The organism is Nonomuraea longispora, from assembly GCF_004348345.1.
Taxonomy (GTDB): domain Bacteria; phylum Actinomycetota; class Actinomycetes; order Streptosporangiales; family Streptosporangiaceae; genus Nonomuraea; species Nonomuraea longispora.
Window position 1 is genome coordinate 26,004 of the sequence record NZ_SMJZ01000014.1, and the last position, 14,717, is coordinate 40,720.

General features: G+C 70.6%; 15 protein-coding genes, 1 tRNA gene and 2 riboswitches. Of the genes, 5 read left to right on the forward strand and 11 right to left on the reverse strand.

Features of this window, described 5'->3' with window-relative positions:
- Window positions 1-3 precede the first annotated feature (3 nt).
- The 3 genes from E1267_RS06205 to E1267_RS06215 form a co-directional block, all read right to left on the reverse strand.
- A complete protein-coding gene (locus tag E1267_RS06205; RefSeq protein ID WP_132330686.1) occupies window positions 4-1,173 on the reverse strand; it encodes a sensor histidine kinase in 1,170 nt (389 codons plus the stop codon).
- 241 nt (window positions 1,174-1,414) lie between these two features.
- Window positions 1,415-1,909, reverse strand: a complete 495-nt coding sequence (locus tag E1267_RS06210) for a hypothetical protein (protein WP_132330688.1) — start codon at window positions 1,907-1,909, stop codon at window positions 1,415-1,417.
- On the reverse strand, window positions 1,909-2,508 hold the full coding sequence (locus E1267_RS06215) for a DUF6286 domain-containing protein (protein WP_246063541.1): 600 nt from the start codon (window positions 2,506-2,508) through the stop codon (window positions 1,909-1,911). The genes E1267_RS06210 and E1267_RS06215 overlap by 1 nt, the downstream gene beginning before the upstream one ends.
- 198 nt (window positions 2,509-2,706) lie before the next feature.
- On the opposite strand from E1267_RS06215, the gene E1267_RS06220 reads away from it, so the two are divergent.
- Entirely contained in the window at window positions 2,707-3,900 is a 1,194-nt protein-coding gene (locus E1267_RS06220) for an amino acid deaminase/aldolase (RefSeq protein WP_132330692.1), read from the forward strand.
- Between the two features lie 26 nt (window positions 3,901-3,926).
- Here E1267_RS06220 and E1267_RS06225 read toward each other — a convergent pair whose 3' ends face one another.
- The gene (locus E1267_RS06225; RefSeq protein WP_132330694.1) at window positions 3,927-4,256 is read right to left on the reverse strand and encodes a DUF3618 domain-containing protein; all 330 of its coding nucleotides are present in this window, start codon (window positions 4,254-4,256) and stop codon (window positions 3,927-3,929) included.
- A gap of 151 nt (window positions 4,257-4,407) precedes the next feature.
- Here E1267_RS06225 and bcp point away from each other — a divergent pair, with 151 nt between their 5' ends.
- Together bcp and E1267_RS06235 are read left to right on the forward strand one after the other, a co-directional pair.
- Window positions 4,408-4,881 (forward strand): thioredoxin-dependent thiol peroxidase, encoded by a 474-nt coding sequence (gene bcp / locus E1267_RS06230; protein WP_132330696.1) that lies wholly within the window; start codon window positions 4,408-4,410, stop codon window positions 4,879-4,881.
- A gap of 118 nt (window positions 4,882-4,999) precedes the next feature.
- Window positions 5,000-5,082 (forward strand) — tRNA-Leu (locus tag E1267_RS06235).
- 59 nt (window positions 5,083-5,141) lie between these two features.
- Here E1267_RS06235 and E1267_RS06240 read toward each other — a convergent pair.
- The 7 genes from E1267_RS06240 to E1267_RS06270 all read right to left on the reverse strand — a co-directional run bounded on the left by E1267_RS06240 (window position 5,142) and on the right by E1267_RS06270 (window position 12,580).
- Window positions 5,142-6,518 (reverse strand): L-serine ammonia-lyase, encoded by a 1,377-nt coding sequence (locus E1267_RS06240; protein WP_132330698.1) that lies wholly within the window; start codon window positions 6,516-6,518, stop codon window positions 5,142-5,144.
- Between the two features lie 72 nt (window positions 6,519-6,590).
- A complete protein-coding gene (gcvH, locus tag E1267_RS06245; RefSeq protein ID WP_132330700.1) occupies window positions 6,591-6,980 on the reverse strand; it encodes a glycine cleavage system protein GcvH in 390 nt (129 codons plus the stop codon).
- Window positions 6,977-8,062 carry a glycine cleavage system aminomethyltransferase GcvT gene (gene gcvT, locus E1267_RS06250; RefSeq protein WP_132330702.1) on the reverse strand — a complete coding sequence of 362 codons (1,086 nt, stop codon included), beginning with the start codon at window positions 8,060-8,062 and terminating at the stop codon, window positions 6,977-6,979. Before gcvT ends, gcvH begins: the two co-directional genes overlap by 4 nt.
- A 34-nt stretch (window positions 8,063-8,096) precedes the next feature.
- Window positions 8,097-8,196: riboswitch (glycine riboswitch) on the reverse strand.
- Between the two features lie 19 nt (window positions 8,197-8,215).
- Window positions 8,216-8,313, reverse strand: a riboswitch (glycine riboswitch).
- A gap of 53 nt (window positions 8,314-8,366) precedes the next feature.
- The gene (locus E1267_RS06255; protein WP_132330704.1) at window positions 8,367-9,059 is read right to left on the reverse strand and encodes a gamma-glutamyl-gamma-aminobutyrate hydrolase family protein; all 693 of its coding nucleotides are present in this window, start codon (window positions 9,057-9,059) and stop codon (window positions 8,367-8,369) included.
- A gap of 12 nt (window positions 9,060-9,071) precedes the next feature.
- A complete protein-coding gene (locus E1267_RS06260) occupies window positions 9,072-9,836 on the reverse strand; it encodes a 3-oxoacyl-ACP reductase (RefSeq protein ID WP_132330706.1) in 765 nt (254 codons plus the stop codon).
- 19 nt (window positions 9,837-9,855) lie between these two features.
- Window positions 9,856-11,199: an aldehyde dehydrogenase family protein gene (locus tag E1267_RS06265; RefSeq protein ID WP_132330708.1), complete on the reverse strand. Its 1,344-nt coding sequence runs from the start codon at window positions 11,197-11,199 to the stop codon at window positions 9,856-9,858.
- 10 nt (window positions 11,200-11,209) lie between these two features.
- A complete protein-coding gene (locus tag E1267_RS06270; protein ID WP_132330710.1) occupies window positions 11,210-12,580 on the reverse strand; it encodes a glutamine synthetase family protein in 1,371 nt (456 codons plus the stop codon).
- 124 nt (window positions 12,581-12,704) lie between these two features.
- Here E1267_RS06270 and E1267_RS06275 point away from each other — a divergent pair, with 124 nt between their 5' ends.
- Together E1267_RS06275 and E1267_RS06280 are read left to right on the forward strand one after the other, a co-directional pair.
- Window positions 12,705-13,409 (forward strand): FadR/GntR family transcriptional regulator, encoded by a 705-nt coding sequence (locus tag E1267_RS06275; protein ID WP_132330776.1) that lies wholly within the window; start codon window positions 12,705-12,707, stop codon window positions 13,407-13,409.
- Between the two features lie 58 nt (window positions 13,410-13,467).
- Window positions 13,468-14,223 carry a hypothetical protein gene (locus E1267_RS06280; RefSeq protein WP_132330712.1) on the forward strand — a complete coding sequence of 252 codons (756 nt, stop codon included), beginning with the start codon at window positions 13,468-13,470 and terminating at the stop codon, window positions 14,221-14,223.
- Window positions 14,224-14,717 lie beyond the last annotated feature (494 nt).

Below are 14,717 nucleotides of genomic sequence, written 5' to 3' on the forward strand. Positions count from 1 at the left end.
CCTCTACGTTGCTTCCGCCATGGGCAACCGGGCCAGCACCTCGAAGCCGCCGCCCCGCAGAGGGCCGGCCGAGACGTCGCCGCCGTACATGCCGACGCGCTCGCGCATGCCGATCAGGCCGTGCCCGTCGGCGCTCCTGGGCGCCGCCGCGCCCCGGCCGTCGTCGCTCACCCGTACGAGCACGTCGGGGCCGGTGAAGTCGATCTCCACGTCCGCCCGAACGCCGGGGCCGCCGTGCTTGAGGGCGTTCGTCAGCGCCTCCTGCACGATGCGGTAGACCGCGAGCTGCTGGCCCTCGGGCAGGTCGGTGGGCGTCCCGCCGACGCGGAACCGGGCGGGCACCGCCGATTCCCGCACCATCTTCTCCAGCTGGTCCAGGCCGGGCTGGGGGGTGTAGTCGGGGTCCGCGTTCTCGTTCTCACGCAGGACCCCGACGAGCCTGCGCATCTCGGCGAGCGCGGCCCTGCCGGTCCTGGAGATGGTCGTGACGGCCTGGCGGGCCTGCTCGGGATCGTGGTCGAGGGCGTAGCCGGCGCCGTCGGCCTGCACCACCATCACGCTGACGTTGTGGGCCACGACGTCGTGCAACTCCCTGGCGATCCTCGCGCGCTCGGCGGCGGCCGCCATCCTGGCCTGCTGGTCGCGCTCGCGCTCGGCCCGTTCGGCCCGCTCCTCCAGCCCTTCGAGATAGTGCCTGCGCGTCCTGGCGTACAGGCCGGTCAGCCAGATCGTCACCACGAGGATCGAGCCGGTGGAGAACATGCCGAACGTGGGCACCAGCCGGTCGATCAGCAGCAGCAACACCCCGACCTCGGTCACGAGGAGGGCCGCCAGCGCCCAGCGGAACGCGCACCGGTAGGCCACGCCCCACAGGGCGATCAGCACCGCCACGTTGGCGGGCACCGGGCCGACGTCCGCCAGCCACTGGACGAAGCTGACGAGGGCGATGACGGCGAAGGACAGGCGTGGCCTTTCGCGCCACACGAGCGGTACGACCAGTGCCGCGGAGACGCCCACGTACCAGATCACGCCGGGGTGGACGCCGCCGTCCGGTGCGCCGCTGCCCGCGTACAGCACCGTCGTCAGCAGACAGAGCGCGCCGAGCGGCGCCACCCGCAGGACGGCGGCCACCTTCTCGTGGCGCCTCGACCACGCCTGTACGCTACCGAACACGTCCTCACGATATGTACCTATAGTGGGGGCTTGGTCAGCCTGAAGGGTGAAGTGCGAGTACGACCCAGGTCTGACGTCACGGGCGCTTACGCTCGGCTTACGCACGCTCGGGCATGCTGGGTGCTCGGGAGCGCCCCTCGTGGGTGAGTAAAGGGAGATCGTGATGGTGGATCATGATCATGACGCCCGGGTCGCGCGGCGATGACGAAGCGCCGCGCGACCCAGTAGGGTCGTCCCGCGCCTAACGTCGGACGTGCAGACTGACCACGGTGCTCATCTCGTCGTCGCGGATCTCGCGCCGGATGCGCCCCACGATGTCCTGGTCGAGCTTGCCCACCACCGCGCCCATGTCCGCCTCCGACGGGCAGGTCACGCTGATCCGCAGCCCGTCGTCGCCGACTCGCACCCTCGCCTTCCCCAGGCCCTCCACGTTCTTCAGCCCCACGAACAACATGGCGGTGCCCGTGCCGTTGGGCGTGCCGCGCCGGCCCCAGCCCAGACAGAGCAGCAGCCAGCGCAGTGAGACCAGTGACAGGAGCACCAGGGCGAAGGCCAGCAGCCACAGGCTCCACGGCTCCTCCGCGAGCGTCCGGTGCAACTGCGCCGGAAGCACCCTGCCCTTGGCCGGCAGGCCGGACAGGCGGTCCTCGCCGCGCAACCACGCGTACGTCCCCAGCGCCGCCAGCACCGCGCCCACGACGGCCAGCCCGATCCGGTTGCCGGCGTACTGCCGCATCACAGCGCCTTCCTGCGCAGCCGGACGACGACCTCGCCCGTGCCGAGCGTGCCCACGCCCGCCAGCCGGTCGCCCACCGCGGTGCCGACCTGCCTGAGCATCGCGCCGGTGCTCTCCGCGTCCGTCACGACGGTGACCTCGATGGTGCGCAGGCGCAGGCGTACCCGGGCCCTGTCCACGCCCGCCACCTGCTGGGCCGCGGCGGCGAGCGTACGGCGCAGGCCCGAGCGGGTGATGCCGATGACGATCAGCGGGTCCGACGTCTCCACCGCGACCAGCCTGGACCTGCCCGGCACGACGGCCAGCAGCACCATCAGCACGCCGATGCCCGCCACGACGAGGGCGGCGGTGGACACCTTCGGCCACGCCGTCCTGCCCGCGAGCTCGACCACCTCGTTCACCGGCACCCAGCCGAGCGGCGTGCCGAGCAGCCCCGACACCAGCTCCGCCGCGGTCAGGCCCATCCCGGCGGTCAGCACGGTCGCCACGACGGCCCCCGGGACGGTACGTGCCGGTCTGAGCGCCTTGTTCGCCCTGCGCAGTCCGGTGAGCCGTGGGGTGGCGGCGGCGCCGGGCAGTATCTGCTGAAGCGTGGTCATCACAGGGACACACGTACAGGGGGGCCGCCTGCTCTGTACCGCACCCTCGCCGCCGATTTGCCCGATCATTACGGGGACCAGGGCTCGCCGGGGGAAGCCCGGTCACCGCTCTCACCCTCCGTGCCGGTGCTGGCCGCTGTGCCTGGTCCGCGCGTCCGGCCCCTGGGTTCGGCGCCGACCAGCCGTTACGCTGCTGGTATGGATGCCCGCCAGCGCTATGATCGCGCCACCGCGGCGATCGAGCCTCCGTTCGCGATCCTCGACCTGGCGGCCATGCGGGCCAACGCGGCCGAGCTAGTACGCCGGGCGGCGGGCAAGCCGATCCGGGTGGCGAGCAAGTCGGTGCGCAGCCGGCCGCTGCTCGAACACATCCTGGCCATGGACGGTTTCCAGGGCGTGATGGCGTTCACGCTGCCCGAGGCGCTGTGGCTGGCGGGGCACGGCTTCGAGGACGTCCTGGTCGCCTATCCGACGGCCGACCGGCAGGCGCTGGCCGCGCTGGCCGGTGACGCGGTCGCGGCCGGGCGCGTCACCGTGACCGTCGACTCGCTCGCGCACCTCGACTTCATCGAGGCGGCCGTGGCAGGTGTGCATCCGCGGGCGGAGCTGCGGATCTGCATCGACATCGACGCCGGATATGTCGCTTTCGGTGGGAAATTTCGGGCGGGAGCTCTCCGCTCTCCGATCCGCGAGCCCGAGGACGCCGCCGACCTCGCCGCCGCCGTCGCCAAACGCCCCGGGCTGCGCCTGACCGGGCTGCTGGCGTACGAGGCCCAGATCGCCGGAGTCGGCGACGACCCTCCCGGCAACGCCCTCCTCACCCGCGCCATCAGGCTCATGCAGGCACGCTCCGCCCGCGAGCTCATCGTGCGGCGCGGCCGCGTCGTGAACGCCGTCCGCCGGGTCGCCGACCTCGAGTTCGTCAACGGCGGCGGCACCGGCTGCGTCGAGCGCACCGTACGCGAGAAGGCCGTCACGGAGGTGGCGGCCGGATCTGGGCTCTTCCACCCGAGGTTGTTCGACTTCTACCGCGGCTTCACCGGCCGTCCGGCCGCGCTCTTCGCCCTGCCGGTCGTACGCCGCCCGGCCCCGGACATCGCGACCGTGCTCGGGGGCGGCTATCCGGCCTCGGGCGAGCCCGGCAGCAGCCGCCTGCCCCAGCCGTACCTGCCGGCCGGGCTGCGCTACTCCCCGGACGAGGGCGCAGGCGAGGTGCAGACGCCGCTGCTCGGCCAGGCCGCCGAGGACCTGCGGATCGGCGACCGCGTGTGGTTCAGGCACGCCAAGGCGGGCGAGTTGTGCGAGCGCTTCGACACACTCCACCTCGTGGACGGCGACACCCTGGCCGGGGCGGCGCCGACGTACAGAGGCGAGGGCAGGGCCTTCCTCTGACCAGCGCCGGATGCGGCGCGGAGGCGTCAGCCGCGCCTGCGGCGGCGCCAGAGCACGATGGCCGCCCCCACGATCAGCAGCGCCCCGGCCCCGATCAGGACGGGACCCAGGTCGGGCCGCTCGTCCTCCCACAACCGCTCGGGATCGTCGTCGTAGGCGACCGGCCGCGGCGCCACCCCGAGCGCGTCGCCCACGGACGCCACGAACTGCCCCGCCCTGCTCTTGACGTCGGTCACCGTGCGCTCGGCGACCCGCTTGGGGCTCACCCGGTCGGCAATGGCGTCGACCGTCTGCGCCAACTCGGCGCGTGTCCGCGCGATCCGCCGCTCCAACTCGTCGGGATCGGTGTCAGCCATGGCGTCTCCTCTCGACCGTACGCGTGGCCGCGCCCGCTTCGTGTGCCGTGCGAGCTCCGTCCGTTGTGGTCGTGATCAGTCTGTCAGGTCGGCAGGCCGTACGGCACGGCGGCCGGGCCGGTAGGTTTGCGGGAAGCACTGAGGAGGGCCCATGACAGAGACCAAGCTGGCGCCAGGCGACGCCGCGCCCGAGTTCACGCTACCCGCCGCCGACGGAACCCCCGTTTCCCTCGGCGACCAGCGCGGCAAGCGGGTGATCCTCTATTTCTACCCCGCCGCGATGACGCCCGGCTGCACCAAGCAGGCCTGCGATTTCCGTGACAACCTCAGCCAGTTGACCGCCGAAGGTTTCGCGGTCCTCGGCGTGTCGAAGGACAAACCGGAAAAGCTGGCCAAGTTTGTCGAGCGTGACGCCCTGACGTTCCCGCTGCTGTCCGACCCCGACCTCGTGGTCCACAAGGCGTACGCCGCCTATGGGCCGAAGAAGTCGTACGGCAGGGAGATCGTGGGAGTCATCCGCTCGACGTTCGTCATCGACGGCGACGGCAAGGTTGAGCAGGCCCTCTACAACGTGAAGGCGACGGGACACGTGGCCTCGCTGAAGAAGAAGCTGGGCCTGGCCTGAGCCGGTTCGCAGGCCCCGGCGAAATGGCCCGTGCCTTCAATGCCGGGGTCATCAACGGATGCGCCCCGCCCCACCCAGAGCGCTAAACTGTCACGAGCCCGCTTAAGGCGGGGACTGCGCGGGCGTGGCGAAATGGCATACGCGGCAGGTTTAGGTCTTGTTGGTGGTGACACCGTGGGGGTTCGAATCCCCCCGCCCGCACAATTGAGCGCCCGGCCTTTGTCATAGGCCGGGCATTTTCAACCCGACTCGGCACCACGTCAGCATTCGATCACGTTGACGGCCAGGCCGCCGCGTGAGGTCTCCTTGTACTTGTCGAGCATGTCGCGGCCGGTGTCGCGCATGGTCTTGATCGCCTTGTCCAGGGCGACGAAATGGCGGCCGTCGCCGCGCAGGGCGATCCTGGCCGCGGTGATGGCCTTGTTCGAGGCGACCGCGTTCCGCTCGATGCACGGGATCTGCACGAGCCCGCCGATCGGGTCGCAGGTCAGCCCCAGGTTGTGCTCGATGCCGATCTCGGCGGCGTTCTCGACCTGCTCCGGCGTGCCGCCGAGCGCCTCCGTGAGGCCCGCCGAGGCCATGGAGCAGGCGGAGCCGACCTCGCCCTGACAGCCCACCTCGGCGCCCGAGATCGAGGCGTTCTCCTTGAACAGCACGCCGATCGCGCCGGCCGTGAGCAGGAAACGCACCACGCCGTCCTCGTCCGCGTGGGGGACGAAGCGGGTGTAGTACGTCAGGACCGCCGGGATGATGCCGGCGGCGCCGTTGGTGGGGGCGGTGACGATGCGGCCGCCCGCGGCGTTCTCCTCGTTGACCGCCAGCGCGAACAACGTCACCCAGTCCATGGCCTGCAGCGGGTCCTTCTCGGCCGGCTCCGACTGCAGGCGGCGGTGCAGCTGGTTGGCGCGGCGCTTGACCTTGAGCCCGCCGGGCAGGACGCCCTCCTTGGAGATGCCGCGGCGCACGCACTCCGACATGACCTGCCAGAGGCGCAGCAGCTCCGCGCGGACCTCCTCCTCGGTGCGCCCGAACGCCTTCTCGTTCTCCAGCATGATCCCGGACATCGACAGGCCGGTGTTCGTGCAGTGTTTGAGCAGCTCCTCGCCGGTCGTGAAGGGATAGGGCACGACGGTGTCGTCCGGCTTGATGCGGTCGGCGCCGGTGGCCTTCTCGTCCACGACGAAGCCGCCGCCGACGGAGAAGTAGACCTTCTCCCTGAGCCCCTCGCCCGCCGCGTCGTAGGCGGTGAAGCGCATGCCGTTCGGGTGCTCGGGCAGCGTGATCCTGCGTTCGAAGACGAGGTCCTGGCCGACGACGAACGGGATCCCGTGGCTGCCGTACAGCCGGACGGTGCCCGACTCGCGCATCTCGGCCAGACGGTCGTCGATGGTGTCGACGTCGACCAGTTCGGGCTTCTCCCCGGACAGGCCGAGCAGGACCGCCTTGTCGCTGCCGTGGCCCTTGCCGGTCAGGCCGAGCGAGCCGTACAGGATGGCCTCGACGCGGGCCACGCGCGGCAGCAGGCCGTCATGGTGCAGCCCGCAGGCGAACTTGTGTGCGGCGGCCATCGGGCCTCCCGTGTGGGAGCTCGACGGGCCGATGCCGATCTTGAAAAGGTCGAAGACGCTGATCGCCATTGATGATGCGCCCTTCATGAGTGCCGGGGCCCGGCCGCGAGCCCCGGCGTCGGCCGATGAGGCCTGGCAGGGTCAGGACTCGCCCGAGGTGAGCGCGGCGTACTCCTCGGCGGACAGCAGATCCTCGGGGTCGCCCTCCATGCGCACCCGGAACATCCAGCCCTCGCCGTACGGGTCGCTGTTGGCCAGGCTAGGGTCGTCCACGATGGCCTGGTTGACCTCGACGATCTCGCCGCCGACGGGCGTGTAGATCTCGCTGACCGACTTGGTCGACTCGACCTCGCCGACGGAGTCGCCCGGCTCGGCGATCGAACCGACCTCGGGCAGCTGCACGAAGACGACGTCACCAAGGGCGTCGGCGGCGTAGGCCGTGATGCCGACGGTCACGGTGAGGCCGTCCTCGACCCCGGAAACCCACTCGTGTTCCTTGGTGTAGCTCAGGTCGTCAGGGATGTTGCTCACTTGTTCCTCCTGTAAAAGGGCAGCTCGACCAGGTCCATGGGTTCATGGCTGCCCCGGATGTCCACAGCCAGGCCTGAGACGGCGCCGGTGTCCACGTAGGCCAGCGCGATGGGCTTGCCCAGGGTCTGGGAGGGAGCACCGCTGGTGACCTCGCCGACGACGGCGCCGTCCTTGGTGACCGGGTAGCCGTGGCGCGGCACCCGGCGGCCCCGGGCGACCAGACCGACGAGCCGGCGCCGCGGCGGGTCGTCCTTGACCGCCTCCAGCGCCGACCGGCCGACGAAGTCTCCCGGCTTGTCGAATTTCACCACCCTGCCCAGCCCCGCGTCGAACGGGGTCAGCTCGGCGCTCAGTTCGTTGCCGTACAGGGGCATGCCGGCTTCGAGCCTGAGGGTGTCGCGGCTGGACAGGCCGGCGGGCCTGAGCCCGTACGGCTCGCCCGCGGCCATGAGCGCGTGCCAGAGCGGCGCCGCGTCCTGGTCGGCCACGAACAGCTCGAACCCGTCCTCGCCGGTGTAGCCGGTACGGGCGATGAGCGCCTGCCGCCCGTCGACCTGTCCCGGCAGGCCCGCGTAGTACTTGAGCCCGGCAAGGTCGGCGTCGGTGAGCGTGGCGAGGATCTCCTGGGCGCGGGGCCCCTGGACGGCGATCAGCGCGTACTGCGGCGAACGGTCGTCCACCACGGCGTCGAACGCCTTGCAACGGCTCTCCAGCTCGCCGGCGACCTTCTCGGCGTTCGAGGCGTTCGCGACGACCATGAACTCCTCGTCGGCGAGTCGGTAGACGATGAGGTCGTCCAGCACCCCGCCCTGCTCGTTGACGATCATGGTGTAGCGGGCTCGTCCCGGCGTCACGGCCGACAGGTGACCGACCAGCGCGTAGTCCAGCGCCTGTGCGGCCTGCGGCCCGGTCACGAAGATCTCGCCCATGTGCGAGAGGTCGAACAGTCCGGCGGCCTCACGGACGGCCCTGTGCTCCGCGGACTCGCTTCCGTACCGGAGCGGCATGAGCCACCCTGCGAAGTCGGTCAGCGTCGCGCCGAGGCTTTCGTGCACGTCTCGTAGCGGAGTAGGTCGGGACATTTATCGCACCTCAGGACAGGATTGGATGCCAGCATCCTCCCCCTCTGTCATCGATGCCTGAGAGCTTCGTCCGAGTTTTGCCGGACTTTCACCTTCGGCGAGGCCCCGTGGGCCTGCTTTCCAGAGGTCACCTTCCGAGGAGACGTGCTCCCGGTCAGCCGTGCGGTCCTTTGCCTTGAGAGGTTTGCGGGGAGGGCTTGCTCCTTCAGGGACCCTGACCGGCTGTCAGGGTGCTCTCCCGCACGGTTTGCTGGTGTGTCCCGCCAGCCTAGTAGTGATTTGGGGGTCTTGTCGCGTTCGCCCCTCAGCAGGCCGCGACCAGGGCTTCGAAGAGGGCGTGGTCCTCGGCCGCCTCCGGATGCCACTGCGCCGCCACGGTGAACGGCCCCGAGTCCAGCTCCACGCCCTCGACGGTGCCGTCGGCGGACGTCGCGGTCACGGTGAGGCCCGGGGCCAGGCGGTCGACGGCCTGGTGGTGGTAGTGCGGCACCGTCACGGGCGCCGTGCCCAGCGCCTTGGCCAGGCGGGTGCCGGGGACGGCGGTGACGGGCAGGTGGCCGAACCGGCCGGGCGCGGGGGAGTGCTCCGTGTGGCCGACCACGTCGGGCAGGTGCTGGTGGAGGCTGCCGCCTAGGGCGACGTTGAGCACCTGGAGGCCCCGGCAGATGCCGAGGAAGGGCAGCTCGGCGTCGAGGGCCGCGGCCAGCAGGGCGAACTCGGCCTGGTCACGAAATCTGCGGATATAGCCGGTACGTTCCTCCGGCGTCTCCCCGTACCTCGCCGGATCGATGTCGCCGCCCCCGGCCAGCACGAGCCCGTCCAGCCGGTCCACCACCCGCGCGGCCTCCCCGGCCGGCGGCAGCACGACCGGCTGCCCGCCGGCGCGGACGACCTGCTCCACGTACATGTACGGCAGCAGCGCGACCGGCATGTCCTGCCAGACCGTGAACGTCGCCGGCTCCACGTAACACGTGACCCCGATGACGGGACGTCGCACGATGAAAACCCCCTAGAGCGGCGTGACATAGGCGCCGGAGATGCCGCCGTCCACCAGGAACTCGCTGCCCGTGATGAACGACGCGTCGTCGCTGGCCAGGAACGCCACCGCCGCCGCGATCTCCGACGCCTCCGCGAAGCGCCCGAGCGGGACGTGCACCAGCCGCCGCTGCGCCCGCTCGGGATCCTTCGCGAACAACTCCCGCAGCAGCGGCGTGTTCACGGGGCCGGGACACAGCGCGTTCACCCGGATGCCCTCCCTTGCGAACTGCACGCCCAGCTCGCGCGACATCGCCAGCACCCCGCCCTTGGACGCCGTGTAGGAGATCTGCGAGGTCGCCGAGCCCATGACCGCCACGAACGACGCGGTGTTGACGATCGAGCCCTTGCCCTGGCGCCGCATGTAGGGGATGGCGTGCTTGCAGCACAGGTAGACGCTGGTCAGGTTGACGTCCTGAACGCGGCGCCAGGCGTCGATGCCGGTCTCCAGGATCGAGTCGTCGTCGGGCGGCGAGATGCCGGCGTTGTTGAAGGCGATGTCCACGCTGCCGTAGGTGTCGAACGCCGTACGGAACATCCGGACGACGTCGTCCTCGTCGGCCACGTCGACCCGTACGAACAGGCCTCCGACCTCGTTCGCGGCCTTGACGCCCGCCTCCTCGTCCAGGTCGGCGCAGACCACCTTCGCGCCCTCGTCGGCGAACCTGCGCGCGGTGGCCAGCCCGATGCCGCCGCCCGCGCCCGTGACCACCGCCACCCGGTCCTGCAACCGCTTCATGTACACGTCGCTTTCTACCTCACTCCCAGGAGATGAAGACGTTCTTGGTCTCCGTGAACGCCGCCAGGGCGTCCGGCCCGAGCTCCCGGCCCAGCCCTGACTGCTTGAAACCGCCGAACGGGGTCCAGTAGCGGACCGCCGCGTTGGAGTTCACCGACAACGCGCCCGCCTCGACCGCCCTGGACACGCGGAGCGCGCGCCCCACGTCGCGGGTCCAGACGGAGCCGCTCAGCCCGTACGGGGTGTCGTTGGCGATGCGTACGGCGTCCGCCTCTTCCTCGAAGGGCGCCACCGACACGACCGGCCCGAAGATCTCTTCGGTGAACGCGCGGTCGGTGACGTCCGGGGTGAGTACGGTCGGCGGGAACCAGTAGCCCTTGCCGGCCGGACAGGACCCCTGGAGGTAGGGAGCGCCCTGGACGAAGCCGCGTACGCGGTCGAGCTGCTCGGCGCTGATCAGCGGGCCCATCTCGGTGCGTTCGTCGAGGGGGTCGCCGACGACGACGCCGCGTACGGCCTCGGTGAGGCGCTCCATGAAGGCGTCGTACACGCCGGCCTGGACGAGCAGCCGGGACCTGGCGCAGCAGTCCTGTCCGGCGTTGTCGAACACCGCGTAGGGGGCGGCTTGCGCTGCTTTGTCGAGATCGGCATCCGCAAAAATGATATTTGCGGATTTGCCGCCTAGTTCCAGCGTGACCCGCTTGACCTGGGCCGCCGCCTTGGCTGCGATCTCCTTGCCCACCTCGGTCGAGCCGGTGAACACGATCTTGGCCACGCCGGGGTGCTCCACCAGCCGGGCGCCCGCGACCTCCCCCGCTCCGGGCAGCACCTGGAGCACCCCCTCGGGGAGGCCCGCCGCCAGGGCCAGCTCGGCCAGCCTCAGCGCGGTCAGCGGGGTCCACTCGGCCGGTTTGACGATCACCGTGTTACCGGCCGCCAGCGCGGGGGCCACCCCCCACGACATGATCAACATCGGGAAGTTCCACGGCACGATGACGCCCACCACGCCCAGCGGCTCCTGGAAGGTGACGTCCACGCCGCCGGGCACCGGGATCTGCTTGCCGTGGTCGCGCTCGGGCGCCCCGGCGTAGAAGTGCAGCACGTCGCGTACGGCGCCCGCCTCCCAGCGGGCGTTGCCGATCGGATGCCCGGCGTTGGCGAGTTCCAGCCGCGCCAGCTCCTCGCCGTGCTCGTCCACCAGATCGGCGAACCTGCGCAGCAGCCGCGCCCGGTCGCCCGGCGCGACCCGCCGCCAGGCGGCGTACGCCGTCCTGGCACGCTCCACCGCCCGGTCCACCTCGGCCGCGTCGGCGAGTTCGACGTCGGCGATGACGTCCTCCGTCGCCGGATTGACGATCTTCATCGGTCACCCGTCACATTCGCTCGAAACCACGGAACATCTCCCAGTCCGTCACCGCCGCGTCGAACGCCGCCAGCTCCACGCGCGCGTTGTTCGCGTAGTGCTCGACGACGTCCTCGCCGAACGCCTCGCGTGCCAGCTTCGACCCCTCGAACAGGGGCAGCGCGTCACGCAGCGTGTGCGGCACGGTCTCCGCGCCCGAGTCGTAGGCGTTGCCCTCGAACGCGTCCTCCAGCGGCAGCTCGTTGTCGATGCCGTGCAGCCCGGCCGCCACCAGCCCGGCCACCGCGAGGTAGGGGTTGACGTCGCCGCCCGGCACGCGGTTCTCGATCCGCAGCGACAGCCCGTGACCGACGAGCCTGAGCGCGCAGGTGCGATTGTCGACGCCCCATTTGATCGCCGTGGGGGCGAAGCTGCCGGGCATGTAGCGCTTGTAGGAGTTGATGTTGGGGGCGTACAGAAGGGTGAGCTCGCGCAGGCAGGCCTGCTGACCGGCGATGAAGTGGGCGCCGAGCTGCGAGAGCCCGTACGGCCCCGGCCCCGCCATCACGGGGTCCCCGTCAAGGCTCCTGAGCGAGATGTGGATGTGGCAGGAGTTGCCCTCACGCTCGTTCGGCTTGGCCATGAAGGTGATCGACTTGCCCTCCTGGGCGGCGATCTCCTTGGCGCCGTTCTTGTAGATGGCGTGGTTGTCACAGGTCCGCAGCGCCTCGGCGTAGCGGAAGGCGATCTCGTGCTGGCCCAGGTTGCACTCGCCCTTGGCGGACTCGACGTAGAGCCCCGCGCCCTCCATGTCGCGCCTGATCCGCCGCAGGAGGGGCTCGATGCGGGCGGTGCCCAGCAGCGAGTAGTCGACGTTGTAGAGGTTGGCGGGCGACATGTCGCGGTAGCCGCGCTGCCACGCCTGCTCGTAGGTGTCCTCGTAGACGCAGAACTCCAGCTCGGTGCCGACGTACGCGGTCAGCCCCCGCTCCGAGAGCCGGGCGAGCTGCCTGCGCAGGATCTGGCGAGGGGAGGGAGGCACGTCGCCGCCGTTCTCCCAGGCCAGGTCGGCCATCAGCAGGGCCGTGCCCTCCTGCCACGGCACCCGGCGCAACGTCGTCAGGTCGGGTTTCATCACGAAATCGCCGTAGCCGCGCTCCCACGACGACATCGCGTAGCCGGCCACGGTGTTCATGTCCACGTCGACCGCGAGCAGGTAGTTGCACCCCTCGGAGCCGTGGTGCAGCACCTCGTCGAGAAAATAGCGTGCGGACAGTCTCTTGCCCTGCAGTCTGCCCTGCATGTCGGCGATCGCGAGGAGCACGGTGTCGATCCGCCCGGACGCCACCTCGTCGCGTAGCTCGCTGACGGAAAGGTATCCGGTGTTCGCTCCATCGCTCACGCTGCGCCGCTCCGATCTGCGCTGACACGCTTCCCCATTGATTGGGCTAGTCTTAGACCATTGATGTGTATGGCGGGATCGCTTGTCAAGACCTGAGGACACCTTGGACGAGTCGGCGCGTTTGATGACGGTGCTGCGCCCGGTCAGAGCCGGCAACGCCTTCGAGGAGACCGTGGAACGCCTGCTCCAGGCGATCAAGCTCGGCCTGGTCGCGCAGGGCGAGAAGCTTCCTCCCGAGCGCGAGCTGGCCGTCAGGCTCGGCATCAGCAGGGTGACGCTGCGCGAGGCCATCCGCGCGTTGTCCGACGCGGGCTACCTCGACGTGCGCAGGGGCCGTTACGGCGGCGCTTTCGTCACGTACGCGCCGCCCGAGCCGGACGCCGGCCACCTGCGCGAGGCAGTCAACGAGATGGGCATGGCCGACCTGTCCGACGCCCTCACGTTCCGCCTGGCGGTGGAGTGCGGCGCCGCCCAGGTGCTGGCGATGTCCCGGCCCGGGCAGGAGCAGCGGGCGGTGCTCGTCCGCAGGCTCGCCGACGTGAACGAGGCCGGCCTGGAGGACTACCGCCGGCTCGACACCGCCTTCCACCTGTCGATCGCCGAGCTGACGGGCTCGCCGCTGCTCGCCACGACCTGCGCGGACGCGCGCTCGCGGGTCAGCGACCTGCTCAACGCCATCCCCATGCTCCAGGTCAACCTCGACCACGCCGCCGTGCAGCACCAGGCCATCGTGGACGCCATCCTGGCCGGCGACCCCGACGCGGCCCGCCGGGCGGTGGCCGAGCACCTGGAGGGCACGGCGGCCCTCCTGCGCGCGTTCCTGGCCTGAGAGCCACCCGGTTGCGCGCATAAAGGGCTCATCGGCTCGTAGCATCAGTTCCAGCATCATGGGGAACTGGTTCCAGCACACCATCATCGCCACAGGACGGCTGCCGCTGTTCTGCTACTTCGTCGCGCTCATCGTCGCCTTCATCGCCACGCGCATCAACGTACGCCTGATCAGGGCGAAGATCGGCTGGTTCCGCAACGTCAGCGTGGGGGAGATGCACATCCACCACGTCGTGTTCGGCGTCGTGCTGATGATGGTCGGCGGGGTCGCCGGCCTCATCGTCTCTCCCGGCTCGCAGGTGGGCACGGCGGCCGCCGCGTGCGTGTTCGGCATCGGGTCGGCGCTCGTGCTGGACGAGTTCGCGCTGATCCTGCACCTGCACGACGTCTACTGGGAGGAGGAGGGGCGCACCTCGGTCGACGCCGTCTTCATCGCGGTCGCCGTCACCGGTCTGCTCCTCATGGGGCTGCGCCCGCTCACCTGGGACTACGGCACCCCCGTCAACCCCGCCATGCTCATCATCGCCAACCTGGCGCTGGCCGTCGTCACCCTGCTCAAGGGCAAGATCTGGACGGGGATGGCGGGGCTGTTCGTCCCGCCCATGCTGCTGGTGGGCGCGATCCGCCTGGCGCGGCCCGGCTCGCCCTGGGCCCACTGGTTCTTCACCAAGCAGTCGCCGCGGAAGATGGCCAAGGCGATCCACCGCGAGGAACGGTGGCGGCGGCCGGTGATCCGGGTCAAGATCGCCTTCCAGGAGTTCCTCTCAGGGCGGCACGACCTGCCGTCCACGCGCCGCCAGCGCCGGCACACGTGAGGTCGCCGGCGGTGCGTCTCGCCCCCTTTCACGAACGGCTGCTGCACGCGGTGCTGCCCGTCTTCGACCGGTACGGCCTCGTCCTCGCGGGCGGCCATGCGAGGAAGGCGTATGGGTTCACCGATCGGCCGAGCGGCGACCTCGACCCCGCCACGGCCGCCGAGTTCCCCCCGGCCGGTGCCGAGTGTGGAGGACACGACCGGGCTCACGATGCGGGCCCTGCACGACCGGGGCCACGCGCGCGACATCTTCGACGTCGCCTCGGTGGGGCACCTCTACGCCTTCCGTGAGCTAGAAGGCCGGGGAGGGCGCACAACGACGGGTTTCCGGACATCGACTGATTCTCGGGATTGACGGGGCGGCCACCGGCCGGAAACGGGTCGGGGGTGGCGCGACCCGGCGTGTCGGCCGTCCCCGGGACGGACGGGCCGGGTGCGGCGGAAGAGGTGGCCGGCCGGCCGTGACGGGGGGCACGGCCGGCCGGCGTGGCGGCA